The following is a 21,466-nucleotide window of genomic DNA, read 5'->3' on the forward strand; positions in this document are numbered from 1 at the left end:
TGCCCTGGTACAGTGGTGCCATGGTTGAGGAGCTGGGGCTGCGCGAGCGCAAGAAACTGCAGACCGAGCGGCGCGTCTGGCGGACCGCCCTCGAACTCTTCCTGGAGCGGGGCTTCGAGAAGGTCTCCGTGCAGGAGATCGCCGCGGCCGCGGATGTCTCCAAGATGACCGTCTTCAACTACTACGGCTCCAAGGAGGACCTGGTCCTCAAGCCGATGGAGCACCACGCCGGGGACGCGGCCCGGGCCGTCCGCGACCGCCTGCGGGGCGAGTCGGCGGTCGCGGCGGTCTGCCGCCAGTTCGTCGAGATGCTGGAGCTGCGGGACCCGTCCGTCGGCCTGTGTGACCAGGCGGAAGTGCTCAGCATCCGCCGGCTGATCGTGGAGACCCCGGCCCTGCTGCTTCGCGCGTACGCCAACCGGATGCACGGCCTCCAGCGGCTCGCCGAGGTGCTGGAGGAGGAGGCCGGCGGCGACCGGATGGACGCCCAGGTGGCCGCGGGCCAGATAATGGCCGCCCGTAACGCGCTCATCAACGAGAACCACCGCAGGCTGCTGGAAGGCGAGACCGCCGACGCCGTGTACCCGGACGCGGTCGCCGCCGCGCACCGCGCCTTCGAGCTGGTGGAGCGCGGTCTGGGGGGCTACGCCACGCGCCCCGCCGAGTAGCCTCGACGCCATGCCCAGTGCCCGCAAGCCGTCCGGCAGGTCCCGCGCCCGCAGCTACGACTCCGCCAAGACCCGTGCCGCGGTCGTCGCGCAGTTCGGTCACGTACGCGTCGCCGTGGAGCGTCTGACTCCCGAGCAGCTCGCGCTGCCCACCCGCCTCGGCGACTGGACGGTCCGCGAACTGGTCGCCCATCTGGCCATGGCCGTCGAGCAGGTCCCGGCGGCCCTGGCGCGGCCCGCGCCGCCCGCCCAGGAGGTCACCCTCGCCACCTGGCCGTCCGCGACCCGCGCGCTGGCCGGGAAGGTCGACGAGATCGCCCGCGCGACGGCGGCCGAGGCCGCGCCGTCGGACCTCATGGACCGCGCCGCGGCCCGCTACGCCGAAGCCGTCCCCATGGCCCCCGACGACCGCCTGCTGGCCGCCCGTATCGGCGCGATGCGACTGGCCGACTTCCTGGTGGTCCGCTGCGTCGAACTGGTCGTGCACACCGACGATCTGGCTGCCGCCACCGGTCTGGAGATCCCGTACGACCGCCAGGCCCTGGCCACCGCCACCCGGCTGCTCGCCGACGCCCTCGCGACCAAGGCGCCGGGCGGCTCGGTCGAGGTCCGGGTGCCGCCGTTCGCGGTCGTCCAGTGCGTCGAGGGCCCCCGGCACACCAGGGGCACGCCGCCGAACGTCGTCGAAACCGACCCGCTCACCTGGCTGCGCCTGGCCACCGGCCGTACGACGTGGCCGACGGCGGTCGAGGGCGCGGCGGTCAGCGCCAGCGGCGAACGGGCCGACCTCGCAGCGTACTTGCCCCTTATGGGGTGATTCCGACAGGCAATCGGCAGGCCGGACACCGGCCCTCTGAGTGCGACGAGACCAGCCCGATACGCCCGGGAATCACCACAAGCGTTCACCTGAACGTCGCGCACCCACATACGAGTGGCGCATCTCACCCCGACCCCGTACGGCGGGGTGTACGGCACCGGGCACAGCGGGGGCGGCGCGGACGGGCTCCGGGCCCGAATCGGGCGGGTCCCGGGTGTGGAGAGCGTGGCCGCGAGCCCTCCGCGGTGCACGGTTCCGTCCGTGAGCGGGCGCTCACGCCCGGCATTCCTCCACCCGGACCAGGGCCCCCGGCGCCCGCCCGGGTTCGATCCCCGGTTCGGATGAATCGCGGACCTGCCCTAGACTCGGTGTCGTGCCACGTGGTGACGGACGACTCAGCCACGACCTGCTCCCCGGCGAGAAGGGCCCCCAGGACGCATGTGGCGTCTTCGGTGTCTGGGCTCCGGGTGAAGAGGTCGCCAAACTCACCTATTTCGGGCTGTATGCCCTGCAGCACCGCGGACAGGAGTCCGCGGGCATCGCAGTGAGCAACGGCTCCCAGATCCTGGTCTTCAAGGACATGGGCCTGGTTTCCCAGGTCTTCGACGAAACTTCCCTCGGCTCTCTTCAGGGCCACATCGCCGTGGGCCACGCCCGCTACTCCACCACCGGTGCCTCGGTGTGGGAGAACGCCCAGCCGACGTTCCGTGCCACCGCGCACGGCTCGATAGCACTGGGCCACAACGGCAACCTGGTCAACACCGCCGAGCTGGCCGAGATGGTCGCCGCGCTCCCCCGGGAGAACGGCCGCGCGACCCAGGTGGCGGCCACCAACGACACCGATCTGGTCACGGCCCTGCTGGCCGGCCAGGTCGACGAGGACGGCAAGCCGCTGACCGTCGAGGAGGCCGCGCCGCGCGTCCTGCCCAAGGTCATGGGCGCCTTCTCGCTGTGCTTCATGGACGAGCACACCCTGTACGCCGCCCGTGACCCGCAGGGCATCCGCCCGCTGGTCCTCGGCCGCCTGGAGCGCGGCTGGGTGGTGGCCTCGGAGACGGCCGCCCTGGACATCTGCGGCGCCAGCTTCATCCGCGAGATCGAGCCCGGCGAGATGATCGCCGTCGACGAGAACGGCCTGCGCAGCTCCCGCTTCGCCGAGGCCAAGCCCAAGGGCTGTGTCTTCGAGTACGTCTACCTGGCGCGCCCGGACACCGACATCGCGGGCCGCAACGTGTACCTCTCCCGGGTGGAGATGGGCCGCAAGCTGGCCGCCGAGGCCCCCGCCGACGCCGACCTGGTCATAGCGACGCCGGAGTCCGGCACCCCGGCCGCCGTCGGCTACGCCGAGGCCAGCGGTATCCCGTACGGCGTCGGCCTGGTCAAGAACTCCTACGTCGGCCGGACCTTCATCCAGCCCTCGCAGACCATCCGCCAGCTGGGCATCCGCCTCAAGCTCAACCCGCTCAGGGAAGTCATCCGCGGCAAGCGCCTGGTGGTCGTCGACGACTCGATCGTCCGCGGCAACACCCAGCGCGCCCTGGTCCGGATGCTGCGCGAGGCCGGTGCCGCCGAGGTCCACATCCGGATCTCCTCGCCGCCGATCAAGTGGCCGTGCTTCTACGGCATCGACTTCGCCACCCGCGCCGAGCTGATCGCCAACGGGCTGACCGTGGACGAGATCGGCACCTCGCTGGGCGCCGACTCCCTGGCGTACATCTCGATCGACGGCATGATCGAGTCGACGACGATCGCCAAGCCGAACCTGTGCCGCGCGTGCTTCGACGGCCAGTACCCGATCGAGCTGCCCGACCCGGAGCTGCTGGGCAAGCACCTCCTGGAATCGGAGACCGCGGGCCGGTCCAAGCCGGACCTGGACGGCGTCGAGACGCTGACGGCAGGGGTCGGCGGCGCCGACGCGCTGCGCCGCCCGTAGAGCTCGTACCCACCGACAGGAAAGATCTCAACGCCATGTCTGCCGAGTCTTTTGAGCGTGCCCCGGACGCGGGCACCAGCGCCAGCTACGCAGCAGCGGGCGTGGACATCGAAGCGGGCGACCGCGCCGTCGACCTGATGAAGCAGTGGGTCAAGAAGGCCACCCGCCCCGAGGTCGTCGGCGGCCTCGGCGGGTTCGCCGGCCTCTTCGACGCCTCGGCCCTCAAGAGGTACGAGCGGCCGCTGCTCGCCTCGGCCACCGACGGCGTCGGCACCAAGGTCGACATCGCCCGCCGGATGGGCGTCTACGACACCATCGGCCACGACCTGGTCGGCATGGTCGTGGACGACCTGGTCGTCTGCGGTGCCGAGCCGCTGTTCATGACCGACTACATCTGCGTCGGCAAGGTCTACCCGGAGCGGGTCGCGGCGATCGTCAAGGGCATCGCCGAGGGCTGTGTGCTGGCCGGCTGCGCGCTGGTCGGCGGGGAGACCGCCGAGCACCCGGGGCTGCTCGGGGCGGACGACTTCGATGTGGCGGGCGCCGGTACGGGTGTCGTCGAGGCGGACCGGGTGCTGGGCGCGGATCGTATCCGTACGGGTGACGTCGTCCTCGCGATGGCGTCCTCCGGGCTTCACTCGAACGGGTACTCACTCGTTCGCCATGTGCTGTTCGACCGGGCCGGGATGTCCCTGGACCAGCGGGTCGAGGAGCTCGGCCGCACCGTCGGCGAGGAGCTGCTGGAGCCCACCAAGATCTACTCGCTGGACTGCCTGGCGCTGACCCGCACCACCGATGTGCACGCCTTCTCGCACATCACCGGCGGCGGCCTGGCCAACAACCTGGCCCGCGTCATCCCGGACCACCTGCACGCCACGGTCGACCGGTCCACCTGGACGCCGGGCGCGGTCTTCGACCTGGTGGGCAAGGCCGGCCAGGTGGAGCGGCTGGAGCTGGAGAAGACCCTGAACATGGGCGTCGGCATGATCGCCGTCGTGCCGCCGGAGTCGGTGGACGTGGCGCTGGCCACCCTCGCGGACCGCGGTGTGGACGCCTGGGTCAGCGGTGAGATCGTCGAGCGCGGCGCGCACACCGAGGCCGTGACCCTGACCGGTGACCACCCTGCCTGAGGTGCCCGCCCTCAGGGCAGCACAGAACCCGGTCCGAGGTCACCACCCCGGACCGGGTCCGTGGAACTGCTGTGCACACCGTGCACGCACGACAAAAAAGACGTCGTACGTCAGGCGCGACGACGCTGCTGGGACGAGTTGCCCTCGTCCTCGTCATCGTCGTCTCGGTTGTAAAGGTCGGCGTACCGCGCGTACGGGTCGTCGTCCTCTTCATCCTCGAACGGCTCGCCGTTCGGCGGCTGCTGCTGTGCCGGCTGTTGCGGCGATGCACCCAGCTCTTCGGCCAGGCGTGAGAGATCAGTCCCACCGCTGTTGTACTTCAGCTGGCGGGCGACCTTCGTCTGCTTGGCCTTGGCCCGGCCGCGCCCCATGGCTCGACCCCCTCAACGACGGGGCTCGACGGCCCCAGAGTCTTGACACGCGTTCATGATTCAGAGCGGACTCTCGACGGAGAGACCGGCCCGTAGGGCTTTAACGGTACCTGCTTCCGCGGCCATACGGTACGTCGCCCGCACCACCGACCGCTCGGCATGACCGGCGAGACGCCCCGTCCCCGCTGGTCAGCTGCGATTTTAACCTGTTCGGACCGGCGACCCGCCGACGGGTGGTGAGGGATGTCTCCTTCACCACCCGTGATCCCTTACGCAGCGCTCAGAGATCGTTACGCGACCGGTTCCGCCTCCGCTTCCCGCACCCTGCGTGCCGCGGCCCGGCACGGTCCGTGACCGGTGCCGCGTTCGCAGGGGCATAGGAGCTGTCCCCGGGCCGTCCGACAGCATGATCGGATCGCGATCGGCTTCGGTCGGACCCGAGCATTGAGGGACATTGTCGGTCGGAACCGGTCGTCATCGCTCGCCCGACCGGCCGGAAAAATGGCCTGAATTCGACGTCCGGGCCGACGGACGCTGCCGTCCGCCGACCGGGCGTACGGGTCAGGACCGCCGGGCGTCCGCCATGCGCTGCTCGGCCAGCCGGTCCGCCGCGGCGGCCGGCGGAATGCCGTCCTCCTTCGCACGAGCGAATATCGCCAGCGTGGTGTCGAAGATCTTTGCCGCCTTGGTCTTGCAGCGGTCGAAGTCAAAACCGTGCAGCTCATCGGCAACCTGGATCACGCCACCGGCGTTCACGACGTAGTCCGGCGCGTAGAGGATGCCACGGTCGGCGAGGTCCTTCTCGACGCCCGGGTGCGCCAGCTGGTTGTTGGCGGCGCCGCAGACCACCTTCGCGGTCAGCGCCGGCACCGTCTCGTCGTTCAGGGCGCCGCCGAGGGCGCACGGCGCGTAGAGGTCCAGGCCCTCCGTACGGATCAGCGTGCCCGTGTCCGCGGCCACGGTGACCTGCGGGTGCCGGGAGCGGACGCGCTCGATCGACTCGGCGCGCACATCGGTGATCACGACCTCGGCGCCGTCCTGGAGGAGGTGCTCGACGAGGTGGTGGCCCACCTTGCCGACGCCCGCGACGCCGACCTTGCGGCCGCGCAGCGTCGGGTCGCCCCACAGGTGCTGGGCGGAAGCGCGCATTCCCTGGAAGACGCCGAAGGCGGTCAGGACCGAGGAGTCGCCGGCGCCGCCGTTCTCGGGGGAGCGGCCGGTGGTCCACCGGTTCGCACGGGCGACGATGTCCATGTCCGCGACATAGGTGCCGACGTCGCACGCGGTCACGTAACGGCCTCCGAGAGAGGCCACGAACCGGCCGTAAGCGAGCAGGAGTTCCTCGGTCTTGATCAGCTCGGGGTCACCGATGATCACGGCCTTGCCGCCACCGTGGTCGAGACCGGCGAGGGCGTTCTTGTACGACATGCCACGGGAGAGGTTCAGGGCGTCCAGCACGGCCTCGTCTTCGGAGGCGTACGCGTGGAAGCGGGTGCCGCCGAGGGCCGGGCCCAGGGCGGTGTCGTGGATGGCGATGACGGCCCGCAGACCGCTGGCGCGGTCCTGGCACAGGACGACTTGCTCGTGGCCACCCTGCTCGGAACGGAACAGGGTGTGCAGGACGCCGCCGTCGGCGCTGACGGGAAGACGTACGTCGGTCACGGTGGTGACTCCCATAAGTCGCGGAGGACGCCCTCCGGTGGCTCCCACGTACTTGTGGCAGGGGGGAGGGCGGGAGGGCCGGTCGGGAAGAGAGTAAGACCTGAAGGGGGCACTGATCGGTGCAGTGCGAAGGATCACCCTCTCCTGGGGGACGGGCGTGGGACGATTTGCCGTACCTCGGGCCGGGCGGCGTGAGCCAACTCCCGGCACTTTGCACCTCTTTGCCATTCTTTGCTGTTGTTTCCGTGGGCGGCATCGTGAAGGAATCGAAGGAGCGGGCGTGGCCCTGGCGTCGTCGGTGATGGTCCCGTACGCGGCATATCTACGGGTCTACGAGCCGCTGGCAGCGTTCCCCGAGCCGGAGCGCTCCTACTGGGCGCGCTACGCCCGGCGCGCCGAGACCCCTACGGTTCAGGACGAACTTCGGCGGTCCCTGGCCGATTTGCTGCCCACTCCGCCCGTTCCGGTGCCGGTTCACGAGAGCCGCGACGCCTTCGTCGCGGTCGTGGACGGCGTGACGTGCGTCTGTCCCTGGCGGACGCGGCTGCGCGGCTGGCAGGCCCTGGAGGAGCTGTCCGAACTGCTGCCGGCGCCGGTGCTGGACGCGGCGCTGCCGCCGGTGGTACGGCGCCAGGCGGCCGCGGACTACGAGGAGTGGCTGGAGCGCAATCCGGACGCCCGGCCGTGGATCCGTACCGCCACCTGGCACGTACCGGTGCGCTGGTTCGCGCTGTTCGGCGACGACGAGCGGGAGTACACCAAGAGCGAGCAGGGCCCGGTGCTGCGCTACCGCACGCCCATGGTGCAGGCGCGGCGCCGGGTGGCGCGGGGGCTGCGGACGCTGCGCGACTCCCTGGAGGAGGGCCCGCTGATCGACGGCCTGGTGGACGTGGGCCGCTGGCTGGAGGAGTTCCATCCGCGGGCGCTGGTGGAGCTGGACTACGGCGGGCTGGTGCACGCGGTGCCCGAGGGGCAGCTCGCCGAGGACCGGTCGGCCGCCGAGGTGGCGGACGGGCTGGCGGCGCTGCGGGAGGGCGACAGCGACCGGGCCGGCGAGGCGTACGAGAAGCTGTCGGACCGGTGGCGTGAGGTGCGCGAGCGGCAGTTCGCCAGCTGAGACGGCGGGTGCGGGAGGGGTGCGCGGGGCCGCTGCGCTGCGTACGGTCTTGCGATGCGGTTCGTAGGGTGACCCGACGCGGCCCGTACGGGCTCCGGCCGGCCCTTGTCGTTCCCGCGGAACGACAAAATGATCAGCGGCCGACGAGGTTCGTGCACACTACTGAGACGAAGGTGAAGGACGTAGGTCCCGATCCGGACGATTACCTCAAGCGTGACCTAAAGCACTGACTTCGGGCCTTGCGGCCAAGCCATACCCTCGTGCCAAAATAGGACAAGGAGCCCGACAAGGGTTCCTTCCGTCCTAGTAAGGGCGGATAGTTCGCTATTGCGCTCCTTGGTGGGTCTGATGGCGGGTGGTCACTGTGTGACTGATCGTCACGGTGGGGTGACTGTCCGCTATGGCATGGTCCATCGGCTTCCGCCGAGGTTGAACACCTGAGAGGGCAATTCCATCGGTTTGGCCGACGTGGCTGGACAGATGGTGTAGTTGTAGTGCCGAGGACAAGCCGTTCGTCCTATAACCGACTCGGCCCGCGTCCGCCATTTCGGGCAACGCGGGTCAAGGTGCAGAATTTAGAGGAAAGAACCGTGATGGTTCGGTTCTCCCGAGGAGGCCGCTCATGACCGCTCGCACCCCTGACGCCGAGCCGCTGCTTACCCCCGCCGAGGTCGCCACGATGTTCCGCGTGGACCCGAAGACGGTGACCCGCTGGGCCAAGGCAGGCAAGCTCACGTCCATCCGCACGCTCGGAGGACACCGGCGCTACCGCGAGGCCGAGGTTCGCGCACTGCTCGCGGGCATTCCGCAGCAGCGCAGCGAATCCTGAACAACCGCATGACCGGGCTGTTTTCGGGCCCCCCAACCCGATACCGGCCCATGGAGCCCCAGCCGGCTCCGCTCAGCACCACCTAGCACCACAAAGCTCCATATGACGCGGTGTCTGCCCCAACAGGCGCCACACCCGCACCATCTGGGTACGTCATCGATCGCGCTGGACTCCGCCGGGTCCAGCGCGATTTTTTTGTGCGCGCCGAACCGGGCCCGGAGCCGGCCCGGCCGGCTGGACACCGCCCGCGGGGGCCGCCGGGAGCGGGCCCCCGCCGTTCTCCGGTCCAGTCCGCGGACTGCCGGGTGGGTGGTGCAATTGCACATATTAAATTGACCGGGTGTAGGGCGGCCGTAAGCTTCCCGGTTCCCGAAAGTCGTCCGGTGACACCCGTCACAGGCATGGACGCTTGTGGCCTCGACGCCGCTGCGATAAAGGGCCCGCGCCCCGCTCCTTCCTCAACAGCCTCCCACCGCAAGGCCGGTGGGGAAGGCGCCGTTGGTCACCGGGCGGCGGGACTTTCGTCCTCCGCCGCTCCGGCCGGCGGCGCGTGGGCGGCTTCGGAGGACGCCGGGTCCGTGTGCGGTGGGGCGCCAGAGGCCGTGGAAGGGCCCGTGGCGGGCCTTTCGGGCGGTCGAGCGGCGGAGTCGGCGGCAGGAGCGCCGTCGGCGCGGCCACGGGGCTCCATGGCGAGCCGCAGCAGGCGGGCGCACACGGGGCAGTGGCGGGTCAGGTGGCGATATCCCGTGGCGGCCGACAGATGGGCCCGCAGCAGCGCTCTGGTCTCGTGCCTGGCGGCTGTCGGCATCGCAACTCCTCCCGGCCCCGCGCTCTGCCTCGTGACTACCGGCGGTGCACGCCTCGGTCAATACGCGGAACGGCCCCCGGTCCGTACGCCCCCGGCCTTCAGGCCACGGGGTGCAACACTCCCGTCCACACTCCCCGGCCGGAGGGCAACGCAAACGGCCCGCATCCCAGAGGATGCGGGCCGATCGATGCGGTCCTGACGGGATTTGAACCCGCGGCCTCCACCTTGACAGGGTGGCGAGCACTCCAAACTGCTCCACAGGACCTTGGTGCCGCTTCCGCTTGCGCGGTGCTGCGAAGCAAGACTCTACAGCAGGTCAGGGGGTGCGGTCGAACCCGGTCCCGGCGGCCCGTACGGGAGGGGCCGCCGGGACCGCTCACGCCTTGGGCACCGCCGCGTCCACGGCCTTCACGATCCGCTTGTCGGAGACCGGGTACGCCGTGCCGAGCGCGTGCGCGAAGTAGCTGACCCGCAGCTCCTCGATCATCCAGCGGATCTCCCGGGCCTCGGCGGGCACCGGCCGGCCCGGCGGGAACTGCTCCAGCAGCCAGGCGTACTCGTCCTGCATCTCCTTGACCTTCGCCATGCGGGAGCGGTCCCGCTCGGCGTTGTTCGGCAGCTGCTGGAGCCGGCGGTCGACCGCGACCAGGTAGCGCATCAGGTCCGGCAGCCGCTTCGTGCCGTGCGCGGTCACGAAGCCGGGCTTGATCAGGGCGGCCAGCTGCTCCTTGATGTCGGTGAGGGAGGGGAGCAGGGAGGGGAAGGTGGTGGCTTTGAGGCGGCGCTCACACGCCTGCCAGGCCGCCAGCACCTCCCGGGTCTGCTGGACCGTGCGCATCGTCGCGTCCACCAGATCGGCGCGCACCGCGTCGAAGAGCTTGCGGAAGGACTCCTCGTCCCAGGCCGGTCCGCCGTGGGCGGCGATCAGCCGGTCCGTGGCGGCCGTCACACAGTCCTCGAAGAGGGCCTGGATGGAGCCATGGGGGTTGGCCGAGAGTGCGAGCTTCTGTTGATTGGTGAGCTTTCCCTGCGCGAACTTGGCTGGGTTGCTCGGAATATTCAGCAGAATCAGACGACGGGTGCCGACCCACATCGCGGCCTGCTGCTCCGCCTCGGTGTCGAAGAGGCGTACGGCCACGCTCGCGCCCTCGTCCACCAGCGCCGGGTACGCCTTCAGGGGCTGTCCGCCGCGCCGGGTCTCGAAGGTGCGCGGCAGCGTGCCGAGCGTCCAGGACGTCAGGCCGGTGCGCTGCTCCAGGGCGGTGGGCGCCCCGGCCCCGCTGCCCTTGCCCTCCTTGGCGGGCCGCTCGGCGGCCTGCGCGAACGCCTTGGTGAGCGCCGCCTGCGTCTTCGGCTTGAGCTTCAGCCGCAGCGCTTCGAGGTCCTTGGCCTCGGCCAGCTTGCGGCGCCGCTCGTCGACCACCCGGAACGTGATCTTCAGATGGTCCGGGACCTTGGCCAGGTCGAAGTCGGCCGGGTCGACCGGGACGCCGACCATCCGCTGGAGCCCGGCCGCCAGGGCGGTGGTCAGCGAGCCCTGGAGGGGCACCGTCGAGTCCAGGAAGCGGGCGGCGAAGTTCGGTGCCGGTACGTAGTTGCGGCGGATCGGCTTGGGCAGCGAACGGATCAGTTCGGTCACCAATTGCTCACGCAGACCCGGGATCTGCCAGTCGAAGCCTTCGGAAGTGACCTGGTTGAGCACCTGGAGGGGGATGTGGACGGTCACACCGTCCGCGTCCGCACCCGGCTCGAACTGGTACGTGACGCGGAACTTCAGCTTCCCCTGCCGCCAGGAGTCCGGGTAGTCGTCCTTGGTGACGGCTTCGGCGGACTCGTTGATGAGCATGGAGTGCTCGAAGTTGAGCAACTCCGGTTCATCGTGACGCTTCTTCTTCCACCACGAGTCGAAGTGCGCACCGGATACGACATGTTCGGGCAGCCGCTGATCGTAGAAGTCGAAGAGCGTCTCGTCGTCCACCAGGATGTCGCGCCGGCGCGCCCGGTGCTCCAGCTCCTCGACCTCGCCGAGCAGTTTGCGGTTGTCGTGGAAGAACTGGTGGTGGGTACGCCAGTCGCCCTCGACCAGGGCGTTGCGGATGAACAGGTCCCGGGAGGTCTCCGGGTCGATCCGCCCGTAGTTCACCTTCCGCTGGGCGACGATCGGTACGCCGTACAGCGTCACCCGCTCGTACGCCATCACCGCGGCCATCTTCTGTTCCCAGTGCGGCTCGCTGTACGTCCGCTTCACCAGGTGCTGGGCCAGCGGCTCGATCCACTCGGGCTCGATCCTGGCGTTCACCCGCGCCCACAGGCGGGACGTTTCGACCAGCTCCGCCGACATGATCCAGCGCGGCGGCTTCTTGAAGAGCGCCGAACCGGGGAAGACCGCGAATTTCGCGCTGCGGGCGCCGAGGTATTCGTTCTTGGCTTCCGTGTCCTTCAAGCCGATGTGCGAAAGCAAACCGGAGAGGAGGGAGGTGTGAATGGGGTCGGGCGCCGCGTCCTGCTCGCTGAGGTGGACGCCCATCGTCTTGGCGACCGTACGCAGCTGCGAGTAGATGTCCTGCCACTCGCGTATACGCAGGTAATTCAGGTACTCGTTGCGGCACATCCGGCGGAATGCCGAGGACGACAGCGCCTTCTGCTGTTCGCGGACGTACCGCCACAGGTTCAGATACGCCAGGAAGTCGCTGGTCTCGTCCTTGAAGCGGGCGTGCTGCTGGTCGGCCTGCTGCTGTTTGTCGGCGGGCCGCTCGCGCGGGTCCTGGATCGACAGCGCCGCCGCGATCACCATGACTTCGCGTACGCAGCCGTTGCGGTCGGCCTCCAGCACCATCCGGGCCAGCCGCGGGTCCACCGGCAGCTGGGACAGCTTGCGCCCCATCTGGGTGAGCCGCTTCTTGGGGTCCTTCTGCTTCGGGTCGATGGCGCCCAGCTCGTGCAGCAGGTCGACGCCGTCCTTGATGTTGCGGCGGTCCGGCGGGTCGATGAACGGGAACTTCTCGATGTCGCCGAGGCCGGCCGCGGTCATCTGCAGGATGACGGAGGCCAGGTTCGTCCGCAGGATCTCGGCGTCGGTGAATTCCGGGCGGGTGAGGAAGTCGTCCTCCGAATACAGCCGGATGCAGATGCCGTCGCTGGTCCGGCCGCAGCGGCCCTTGCGCTGATTGGCGCTGGCCTGCGAAATCGGCTCGATCGGCAGCCGCTGGACCTTGGTGCGGTAGCTGTAGCGGGAGATCCGGGCCATGCCGGGGTCGATCACGTACCGGATGCCCGGCACGGTCAGCGAGGTCTCCGCGACGTTGGTCGCGAGAACGATCCTGCGGCCGGTGTGGCGCTGGAAGACGCGGTGCTGCTCGGCGTGCGACAGGCGCGCGTACAGCGGCAGCACCTCGGTCTGCGGCAGGTTCTTCTTGTTGAGCGCGTCCGCGGTGTCACGGATCTCGCGCTCGCCGGAGAGGAACACCAGGATGTCGCCGGGGCCCTCGGCCCGCAGCTCGTCCACCGCGTCGCAGATCGCGGTGATCTGGTCGCGGTCGCTGTCGGTGCCGCCCTCCTCCAGGAGCGGGCGGTAGCGGACCTCCACCGGGTACGTACGGCCGGAGACCTCGACGATCGGCGCGCTCGGGGCGTCGCCCCCGTCCCCTTCCGCCGGTACGGAGGCGAAGGAGCCGAAGTGCCGGGCGAAGCGCTCCGGGTCGATGGTCGCGGAGGTGATGACGACCTTCAGGTCGGGCCGCCGGGGCAGCAGCTGCGCCAGATAGCCGAGGATGAAGTCGATGTTGAGGCTGCGCTCGTGGGCCTCGTCGATGATGATCGTGTCGTACTGGCGCAGCTCGCGGTCGGTCTGGATCTCCGCGAGCAGGATGCCGTCGGTCATCAGCTTCACGAGGGTGTCGGAGCCGACCTGGTCGGTGAAGCGGACCTTCCAGCCGACCGCCTCGCCCAGCGGTGTCCTGAGCTCCTCGGCGACCCGCTCGGCGACCGTACGGGCCGCGATCCGGCGCGGCTGGGTGTGCCCGATCAGGCCCCGTACGCCACGGCCGAGCTCCAGGCAGATCTTGGGGATCTGGGTGGTCTTGCCGGAGCCGGTCTCGCCCGCGACGATCACGACCTGGTGGTCGCGGATCGCTTCGAGGATCTCGTCCTTCTTCTGGCTGACCGGCAGCTGCTCCGGATATGTGATCGCGGGCACCGCGGCGCGGCGCTGCGCGACCCGCAGCTCCGCCTCCTCGATCCCGTCGGCGATCTCCGCGAGCACGGCCGCGCGGGCCTCGGGCTTGCGGATCCGGCGCGCGCCGTCGAGCCGGCGCCCCAGCCGCTGCTGGTCGCGCAGCATCAGCTCGGGCAGCCGCTCCAGGAGAGCGGGCAGAGTGGGGGCGGCACCGTCGGGCCGGGCGGAGGCAGGCTGACTGGACATACGCAACCCAGGATCTCACCTCCGCGAATACGGTGGCGAACGAATTGCTGCCGGGGCGGACGGAGGAGAGGTGCGCGGTACGCATCCGGGAGGCGCCATCAGGCCCGGACCCGTACACCCGCAGCCCCCGCACCCCCTCGCCCATTCCCCACACAGTGGGCCGACCACCAGGGGAATGTCCGGGATAGGTGATTTAGCGTGGCCTTATGGATGATCAGCACGGTGAGCTTCCCCAACCGCACGGCGCCCATGGACGGCCTCCCACCAAGGCCGAGAGATGGGCCGCGTTCAAGAAGTCGCCGTTCCTGCCCGCCACCGTGCTGGTCTTCATCCTCGCCATCGCCGCCGGCCTCTTCGCGGGCTCGTACACCTACACCATGGCCAACCCGACCCCGCGGCACATCCCGACCGCCGTGGTCGGCCCGCCGGAATCCCCGCACGGCAAGGCGTTCGTCGGCGGCATGGAGAAGGCCCTGAACGCCTCCCTCCAGCTGCACGCGTACGACTCGTACGCCGAGGCCAAGGAGGGCATCGAGGAGCAGGAGGTCTTCGCGATCCTGCGGGTGCGGGAGCGGAGCGTGGAGCTGGACGTGGCCGGGGCGGCGGGCGCCCAGGTGGCGCAGGTGCTCGAACAGGCGGGGCCCGAGGTGGGCAAGGCGGTCGGCGTGCCGGTGGAGGTCAAGGACCTCAAGCCGCTGCAGGAGGGCGACCCGCGCGGGCTCGCCCTCTTCTACATCTCGCTCGCCGCGGTGATCATCGGCTTCGTCGGCGCGATCCAGCTGAGCGTGCACGCGCGCGGGCTCAACCCGCTGGAGCGGATCGCCTTCACCGTGCTGTACGCGCTGCTGGGCGCCTTCGCGATCGCCGCGGTCGTGGACTGGCTGCTGGGCGCGCTCGACCTGCCCTTCGTGGAGTCCTGGCTGATCCTGGCGCTGACGATGTTCACGTCCGGCATGGTCTTCACGATGTTCAACACCCTGATCGGGCGCTGGGCCATGATCCCGACATGGGGCCTGATGGTGCTGCTGGGCAACCCGTCCTCGGGCGGCGCGGTCTCCTGGCCGCTGCTGCCGTCCGTCCTCGGGCACATCGGCCGCTGGCTGCCGCCGGGCGCCTCGGTCAACGCGCAGCACACCGCCGTCTACTTCGGCGGCTCGCAGCACGCCTTCCCGTTCCTGGTGCTGGCGGGCTGGGCGCTGGTCTCCTGCGCGGTCTTCTGGACGTGGCGGCACCGGCATCCGGGCGGGCGCGAGGTGGGGGCGCTCGCTTCGGGCGTGCACCGGGCGGGTGCGCCGGGGGCCTGACGCGCGGTACAGGTACGGAGCGGCCGTCCTCCGGGGCGGCCGCTTCGGCCACCTGGCCCGGCAGGAGACCTGAGGAACGAGACCCGAAGCACGGGCCCCGAAGCATGAAAAAGGCCCCGATCCGAAGATCGGGGCCTTTTCCCACTGCTGGTGGCTGGGGCCGGGGTCGAACCGGCGACCTATCGCTTTTCAGGCGATCGCTCGTACCAACTGAGCTACCCAGCCACAGCGGTCCTGACGGGATTTGAACCCGCGGCCTCCACCTTGACAGGGTGGCGAGCACTCCAAACTGCTCCACAGGACCTTGCACTGTGCGAGAACAAGTCTCGCACACGGTAATGCGTGCCCCCAACGGGATTCGAACCCGTGCTACCGCCTTGAAAGGGCGGCGTCCTGGGCCACTAGACGATGAGGGCTGATGGCCCGCCTTGGTGCCTTGTGGGGCGCCGTCGGGGACGTGAGAAGCATATGGGATGCAGGGACCGTTCGCCAAAACGGTTTGTTCGAACCCGGCGGCGGGGGCCGCGACGGGTCGGCCGGACGGGTGGTCCGTCCGACCCGCGGGCGGTGTCCCGGGCGAGTCGTGAGGCCTATGGGGAGCTGGGGGACGGTGTGCCGGACGGGGTGGCCGAGGTGCCCGGGGAACGGGTGCCGGACGGCCCGGGGCTCGGCGACGGCGAGGCGCCCGGCCGGTTCTCCTGCGGCAGGTGACGGCTGACCTCGGCCTTCGACAGGCCCAGCCCGCCGAGCGTGATCTCGTCCCACGCCTGGAGGTGCCGGGTCCGGCGGTCCAGGTAGAGAACGGACGCCTGTACGGGCGCGGGCTTCTTGCCCTGCACCGCGCGCAGCCCGCCGCCGCCCGTGGAGCCCTCGATCATCAGCCGGGTGCCCCCGGGGAGCACGCTGTTCTCCCGGTGGTGGATGTGCCCGGCCAGGGCCAGCGGAGCCAGGCCGTCGGCTTCGGCCGCCGCGACCGGGTTGTGCGCCAGCGCGATGTCCACGGGGGTGCCGGCCAGCCGCTGCGTACGGAGCGAGTCGGCCAGCTTGCCGCCCGCCGTCCGCTCGTCGAAGTCGCCCTCCTCGACGACCGAGCGGTCCGGCGTGAACTGCGGGTCGCCGACGCCCGCGATGCGCAGCCCGCCGACGCTGACGGCCCGGCCGTCGTCGAGGACCGTCGCGTTCTTGCGGGTCGCCAGGTACTTCTGCGTGGTGGCGGAGTCGTGGTTGCCGCGCACCCACACGTACGGCGCGCCGAGCGTGGCGACCGGGTCCAGGAACGCGTTCTCGGCGGCCGAGCCGTGGTCCATGGTGTCGCCGGTGTCGATGATCACGTCGATCTTGTACTGCTTCACCAGCGACTTGATGATCTGCCAGGCCGCCGGGTTCAGGTGGATGTCGGAGACGTGCAGGACGCGGATGGTGGTGGGGTCGGGCGTGTACGCGGGCAGCGTCGAGGTCGCCTCGTACAGCTTGGTGACGTTCGTGACCAGGCGTGCCAATTCCTTTTGGTACACATCGAATTCGCTGACGATGTTGCGGGCGTTGCCGACCACCGAGGGTGCCGAGGACAGCAGCCCGGAGAACTTCGGCTCCAGGACCGACTTGGGGTTCCAGGTGGCGTACGCGGCGGCGCCGGACGAGGCCAGCAGGGCGAGCGCCAGCCCGCCGGCCGCCAGCGCGCGGCGCGGCCTGCGGTAGACGGCCAGGCCCAGCGCGGTGGCGCCGGAGACGACCGCGACGCAGGAGCGGAAGGCGAGGGTGCCGGTGCCGCTGATGACGTCGCGGGTGACCTGCTCCTGGAGGCCGGCGAATCGTTCCGGGTGGTCGACCAGGGCCTGGGACCGTACGGGATCCAGCCGGTCGACGTCGACATCGAGCCGTATCGGCGCGTAGTGGCTGCGCAGTTCCAGGGCGCCCAGCGGCGAGACATTGATCTTCGTACCGCCGGTGAGCGACGGGCGCAGTGTCATGTTCGTGTCCACCGGCCCGACCGGCGCGTGGATGCTGCCGACGATCAGCAGCCCCAGCCAGGCGCCGAGCAGGGTGACGGCGAGCAGCCCGAGGGCGCGGGCGTACGGGTGCGGGGTGTGGGTGAGGGTACTGGTGGGGGCGGAGTGATGGGAGCGGTAGTCGCGGAGGACGGCGGCGGGAAGGCCCCGTACCCGGGTGAGCGAGGCACGGAGCAGCCGGAGCACGGAGGAGCCGGAGGAGCCCGGGGAGTCGTCCCCGGGCGGCGCGACGCGAGCCATTGGGCGCGTATTCCCGGGCGCCGCGCCCGTCATGCCCGGAAAACGGCCCGTTAAGGGCGCCGGGAACCGCCGCGCCGCTGCCCCGCCGACGGGGCCGCCCGGTACCGCTGCCGTGCGTGGCGTGGCGGACAATGGGGGGTGTGCTGGAGATGACGCGCGAGGAGTTCGAGGAACTGGTCGCCGAGGCGCTGGACCGGATCCCGCCGGAGCTGACACGGCTGATGGACAACGTGGCGGTGTTCGTCGAGGACGAACCACCGGCCGAGGACCCCGATCTCCTGGGGCTGTACGAGGGCACGCCGCTGACCGACCGCGGCGAGTGGTACGCGGGCGTGCTGCCCGACCGGATCACCGTCTACCGCAACCCGACCCTGCGCATGTGCGAGACGCGCGAGGACGTGGTGGCGGAGACGGAGGTGACCGTCGTCCACGAGATCGCGCACCACTTCGGCATCGATGACGAGCGGCTGCACGCGCTGGGGTACGGCTGAGGGGCGCGCCGGGTTCGGGGCCTGGTGACCGGCGGTTCGCGGCTTTCGTGGCGTTCGGGGTGCTGCCGGGGGCGTCCGGGGCGGTGATCAGGGGAAAACGGGCCGGATCCGGTGCGTACGGCGCGTGTCCTCCGGCCGTCGGCGGGAGTTGGGCAGGGCGTTCATCTCCGCAGTCTCCGCGCCCCCGGATCCGGAGGTCCCGCCTGTGCGCCCGATCGCTTCCCCCCTTACCGGACCGGCCCTGACCCGGCTCGCCGCCGCCGTGGCCGCCGCGTCCGCCCTGACCGCGTCGCTGAGCGGCTGCATGGCCGTGAGCGACGCGGAACCGCCCAGGCCCTCGGGTTCGGCCGCACGGCACGACGGCGGGCCCGCGCCGGACGGCGGTGCGGTGGACAGCCGTACGGAAAGTCCCCGGCGCACGGCAGGGCGCATGGTCGGCGGACACGGTGCGGAGGGGCACGCGGGGGCGCCCGCGAAGGGACGCGCGCCGTCGGAGCGCTCGGCGGAGCCGCAGCCCGAGCCCGCGTCGGGTGACGTTCCCGGCCCTTCGCAGGCCGGCCCGTCGCGTTCCCGTACCGCGGCGCCCCCACCGTCGAGGCCCGGCAGCAGCCGGCCCTCGACGCCCTCCCGGCCGCCCCGTACGACTCCGACCGTGAAGCCGACACCGAGCGCGACCCCGGACCCGGAGCCGAGCGCTCCCGCGTCGTCCCCGACGTCCGGGCCGCCCGGTCCGTCACAGCCGGAAACTTCGGGTTGACGGAGAGCGCGGGCTGACGGGGCGGGGCGGTGTACTAAGGGTGCTGGACTGCGTACGGACGGGACCGGACGGCATACGGGCGCGAGGCCGTAACCGGGACTGAAGGGCAGCGGCGGGGGAGCGGGGTGGCGGGGCGCACGAGGCGGGCGGGGGCGCGGGTGGCGAACGGTGGTTCGGAGGGCATTTGCCTTTCGGGGGCCAAGGTGAGTATGGTGGTAGATCGTTTGATCCCATTTGCCCGGCGCGTGAAGAGCGCCGTGTGGCGCGTTCTCTCCCTTGCCGTGGCTGACCGCATTGAGGCGGTCGTTTTCGAAGTCTCACGGAGTTTGGGCGCGTGCCTGTGCCGAGACTCCGGAAGGTTTCGCATTTCGCATGTCTGTTTCCACTGATCAGTCCGTCCTGCCCGCGGCCGACGAGCAGGCCCCCCAGCAGGACCAGGCCGTCGCCGAGACGGTGACCGAGGCGGCCGCCCAGGCCGAGTCCCCCGAGACGGCCGAGTCCCCCGAGGACGCCGCCCCGCAGATCACCTTCGCCGACCTCGGCCTCGACGAGAAGATCGTCCGCAAGCTGGCCGCGAACGGTGTCACCACCCCGTTCCCCATCCAGGCCGCGACCATCCCCGACGCGCTCGCCGGCCGCGACATCCTCGGCCGCGGCCGTACCGGCTCCGGCAAGACCCTCTCCTTCGGTCTGCCGCTGCTCAGCCGCCTGGCCGGCGGCCACACCGCGAAGAAGCGCCCGCGCGGCGTCATCCTCACCCCGACCCGTGAGCTGGCCATGCAGGTCAGTGACGCGCTGCAGCCGTACGGCGACGTCCTGGGCCTCAAGCTCAAGGTCGTCTGCGGCGGTACGTCCATGGGCAACCAGATCTACGCGCTGGAGCGCGGCGTCGACGTGCTCGTCGCCACCCCCGGCCGACTGCGCGACATCATCAACCGTGGCGCCTGCTCGCTGGACGACGTCGAGACCGCCGTCCTGGACGAGGCCGACCAGATGGCCGACCTGGGCTTCCTGCCCGAGGTCACCGAGCTGCTCGACCTGATTCCGTCCGGCGGCCAGCGGATGCTGTTCTCCGCCACGATGGAGAACGAGATCGGCACCCTGGTCAAGCGCTACCTGACCGACCCGGCGACCCACGAGGTCGACGCGGCCCAGGGCGCGGTCACCACCATGACCCACCACGTGCTGGTCGTGAAGCCGAAGGACAAGGCGCCGGTCACCGCCGCCATCGCCGCCCGCAAGGGCCGCACCATCATCTTCGTGCGCACCCAGCTCGGCGCCGACCGCGTCGCCGAGCAGCTCTGCGACTCCGGCGTGCGCGCCGACGCGCTGCACGGCGGCATGACGCAGGGCGCCCGTACGCGCACGCTGGCCGACTTCAAGGACGGTTACGTCAACGTCCTCGTCGCCACCGACGTCGCCGCCCGCGGTATCCACGTCGACGGCATCGACCTGGTCCTGAACGTGGACCCGGCCGGCGACCACAAGGACTACCTGCACCGTTCCGGCCGTACCGCCCGTGCGGGCCAGTCCGGCACGGTCGTCTCGCTGGCCCTGCCGCACCAGCGCCGCCAGATCTTCCGCCTCATGGAGGACGCGGGCGTGGACGCCTCGCGTCACATCGTCGGCGGCGCCGGCGCCTTCGACGAGGACGTGGCCCGGATCACCGGCGCCCGCTCGCTCACCGAGGTGCAGGCCGACTCGGCGACCAACTCCGCCAAGCAGGCCGAGCGCGAGGCCCAGGAGCTCTCCCGCGAGCTGGAGCGCGCGCAGCGCCGTGCGGCCGAGCTGCGCGAGGAGGCCAACCGCCTGACCGCCCGCGCCGCGCGCGAGCGGGGCGAGGACCCGGAGGAGGCGATCGCCGCCGCCGAGGCCGCCGTGGAGGAGGCCGCCGAGGCCGTCGTACCGGCCCAGGCCGCTCCCGAGGCCGACGAGGCGCCGCGCCGCTCCACGTACCGCGACGAGCGGGGCAACTACGAGCGCCGTGACCGCCGGGACAACGACCGCGGTGACCGTGGTGGCGACCGCGGTGGCTTCCGTCGTGACGACCGTTCCGGTGGCGGTTTCAACCGTGACCGCCGTGACGACCGCTCCGGTGGTGGCTTCAACCGTGACCGTCGCGACGACCGCTCGGGCGGCGGCTTCCGCCGTGACGACCGTTCCGGTGGCGGCTTCAACCGCGACCGCCGCGACGACCGCGGTGACCGTGGCGACCGGGGTGACCGTGGCGGCTTCCGTCGTGACGACCGCTCCGGTGGTGGCTTCAACCGTGACCGTCGTGACGACCGCTCCGGCGGTGGCTTCAGCCGCGACCGTCGTGACGACCGCTCGGGCGGCGGCTTCAACCGCGACCGCGGCGACCGCCCGAACCGTTCCTTCAACCGTGACGACCGCTCCGGCGGCCGCCCGGGCGGCGGCTACCGCTCCGGTGGCGGCGACCGTCCGTACAACCGCGACCGCCGCGACGACCGCCCCTCCTCGGGCGGCGGCTACCGCTCGGGCGGCGGCGACCGTCCGTACGGCCGCCGTGACGACCACCGCGGCCACGGCGCCGGCTCCTTCGGCCGCCGTGACGACAAGCCGCGCTGGAAGCGCAACGGCTGACGCGGGTCTGTGACATCGCGGGGCCCGCACCGTACTTCCGTACATCGTCACGGAAGCCGGTGCGGGCCCCGCGTCACAACTGCGGCTCCCGCACGGCCCGTTACCCGTACGCCGCGCCGCACACCGGGCCCGCCCGCCATCCTCGCCCCGAAGCGGACGCATCCGCTCCGGCCCTCCGATGGCCAATGCCTTCGGGCTGCGGCGGGTACGCGGGCTATGCTGCTCGGTGCGGGCCATTAGCTCAATTGGCAGAGCAGTGGACTTTTAATCCATTGGTTCAGGGTTCGAGCCCCTGATGGCCCACCG

14 protein-coding genes and 5 tRNA genes are annotated in these 21,466 nt (G+C 70.8%); 10 read left to right on the plus strand and 9 right to left on the minus strand.

What is annotated here, in order from left to right; genetic code table 11:
- The first annotated feature begins 20 nt into the window (after positions 1 to 20).
- The 4 genes from CP984_RS20945 (at position 21) to purM (ending at position 4,548) form a co-directional block, all read left to right on the plus strand.
- Entirely contained in the window at positions 21 to 668 is a 648-nt protein-coding gene (locus CP984_RS20945) for a TetR/AcrR family transcriptional regulator (protein ID WP_003980570.1), read from the plus strand.
- 10 nt (positions 669 to 678) lie between these two features.
- Positions 679 to 1,485, plus strand: a complete 807-nt coding sequence (locus tag CP984_RS20950; RefSeq protein ID WP_003980571.1) for a maleylpyruvate isomerase family mycothiol-dependent enzyme — start codon at positions 679 to 681, stop codon at positions 1,483 to 1,485.
- 373 nt (positions 1,486 to 1,858) lie between these two features.
- Positions 1,859 to 3,418, plus strand: a complete 1,560-nt coding sequence (gene purF, locus CP984_RS20955; protein WP_003980572.1) for an amidophosphoribosyltransferase — start codon at positions 1,859 to 1,861, stop codon at positions 3,416 to 3,418.
- A 35-nt stretch (positions 3,419 to 3,453) separates the two neighbouring features.
- The gene (gene purM, locus CP984_RS20960; RefSeq protein ID WP_030180704.1) at positions 3,454 to 4,548 is read left to right on the plus strand and encodes a phosphoribosylformylglycinamidine cyclo-ligase; all 1,095 of its coding nucleotides are present in this window, start codon (positions 3,454 to 3,456) and stop codon (positions 4,546 to 4,548) included.
- 110 nt (positions 4,549 to 4,658) lie between these two features.
- On the opposite strand, the gene CP984_RS20965 is transcribed toward purM, so the two are convergent.
- Positions 4,659 to 4,919 carry a DUF3073 domain-containing protein gene (locus CP984_RS20965; RefSeq protein WP_003980574.1) on the minus strand — a complete coding sequence of 87 codons (261 nt, stop codon included), beginning with the start codon at positions 4,917 to 4,919 and terminating at the stop codon, positions 4,659 to 4,661.
- 561 nt (positions 4,920 to 5,480) lie between these two features.
- The gene (locus CP984_RS20970; RefSeq protein WP_003980575.1) at positions 5,481 to 6,596 is read right to left on the minus strand and encodes a Leu/Phe/Val dehydrogenase; all 1,116 of its coding nucleotides are present in this window, start codon (positions 6,594 to 6,596) and stop codon (positions 5,481 to 5,483) included.
- Positions 6,597 to 6,861: 265 nt separating this feature from the next.
- On the opposite strand from CP984_RS20970, the gene CP984_RS20975 reads away from it, so the two are divergent.
- Together CP984_RS20975 and bldC are read left to right on the plus strand one after the other, a co-directional pair.
- Complete coding sequence (locus CP984_RS20975) at positions 6,862 to 7,698, plus strand: hypothetical protein (protein WP_003980576.1); 837 nt, start codon at positions 6,862 to 6,864, stop codon at positions 7,696 to 7,698.
- Positions 7,699 to 8,320: 622 nt separating this feature from the next.
- Entirely contained in the window at positions 8,321 to 8,527 is a 207-nt protein-coding gene (gene bldC, locus CP984_RS20980) for a developmental transcriptional regulator BldC (protein WP_003980577.1), read from the plus strand.
- Positions 8,528 to 9,029: 502 nt separating this feature from the next.
- Here bldC and CP984_RS20985 read toward each other — a convergent pair.
- From CP984_RS20985 to hrpA, 3 genes are all read right to left on the minus strand, one after another.
- Positions 9,030 to 9,335, minus strand: coding sequence for a DUF6274 family protein (locus CP984_RS20985; RefSeq protein ID WP_003980578.1), 306 nt, complete (start codon positions 9,333 to 9,335; stop codon positions 9,030 to 9,032).
- Positions 9,336 to 9,525: 190 nt separating this feature from the next.
- Positions 9,526 to 9,600: transfer RNA gene (locus CP984_RS20990), tRNA-Asp, on the minus strand.
- 111 nt (positions 9,601 to 9,711) lie between these two features.
- A complete protein-coding gene (gene hrpA, locus CP984_RS20995; RefSeq protein WP_003980579.1) occupies positions 9,712 to 13,755 on the minus strand; it encodes an ATP-dependent RNA helicase HrpA in 4,044 nt (1,347 codons plus the stop codon).
- 206 nt (positions 13,756 to 13,961) lie between these two features.
- Between hrpA and CP984_RS21000 the strand changes: the two genes are divergently transcribed.
- Positions 13,962 to 15,059, plus strand: coding sequence for an ABC-2 transporter permease (locus CP984_RS21000; RefSeq protein ID WP_003980580.1), 1,098 nt, complete (start codon positions 13,962 to 13,964; stop codon positions 15,057 to 15,059).
- 148 nt (positions 15,060 to 15,207) lie between these two features.
- Here CP984_RS21000 and CP984_RS21005 read toward each other — a convergent pair.
- From CP984_RS21005 to CP984_RS21020, 4 genes are all read right to left on the minus strand, one after another.
- Positions 15,208 to 15,284: transfer RNA gene (locus CP984_RS21005), tRNA-Phe, on the minus strand.
- Positions 15,285 to 15,288: 4 nt separating this feature from the next.
- A tRNA-Asp gene (locus tag CP984_RS21010) sits at positions 15,289 to 15,363 on the minus strand.
- Between the two features lie 39 nt (positions 15,364 to 15,402).
- Positions 15,403 to 15,475, minus strand: a tRNA-Glu gene (locus tag CP984_RS21015).
- Between the two features lie 174 nt (positions 15,476 to 15,649).
- Positions 15,650 to 17,308, minus strand: coding sequence for a metallophosphoesterase family protein (locus tag CP984_RS21020; RefSeq protein WP_003980581.1), 1,659 nt, complete (start codon positions 17,306 to 17,308; stop codon positions 15,650 to 15,652).
- A gap of 140 nt (positions 17,309 to 17,448) precedes the next feature.
- On the opposite strand from CP984_RS21020, the gene CP984_RS21025 reads away from it, so the two are divergent.
- The 3 genes from CP984_RS21025 (at position 17,449) to CP984_RS21035 (ending at position 21,463) form a co-directional block, all read left to right on the plus strand.
- Positions 17,449 to 17,799 (plus strand): metallopeptidase family protein, encoded by a 351-nt coding sequence (locus tag CP984_RS21025; protein WP_003980582.1) that lies wholly within the window; start codon positions 17,449 to 17,451, stop codon positions 17,797 to 17,799.
- A gap of 1,129 nt (positions 17,800 to 18,928) precedes the next feature.
- A complete protein-coding gene (locus CP984_RS21030; protein ID WP_003980583.1) occupies positions 18,929 to 21,160 on the plus strand; it encodes a DEAD/DEAH box helicase in 2,232 nt (743 codons plus the stop codon).
- 230 nt (positions 21,161 to 21,390) lie between these two features.
- A tRNA-Lys gene (locus CP984_RS21035) sits at positions 21,391 to 21,463 on the plus strand.
- Positions 21,464 to 21,466: the final 3 nt, after the last annotated feature.

It is taken from the genome of Streptomyces rimosus (assembly GCF_008704655.1).
Taxonomy (GTDB): domain Bacteria; phylum Actinomycetota; class Actinomycetes; order Streptomycetales; family Streptomycetaceae; genus Streptomyces; species Streptomyces rimosus.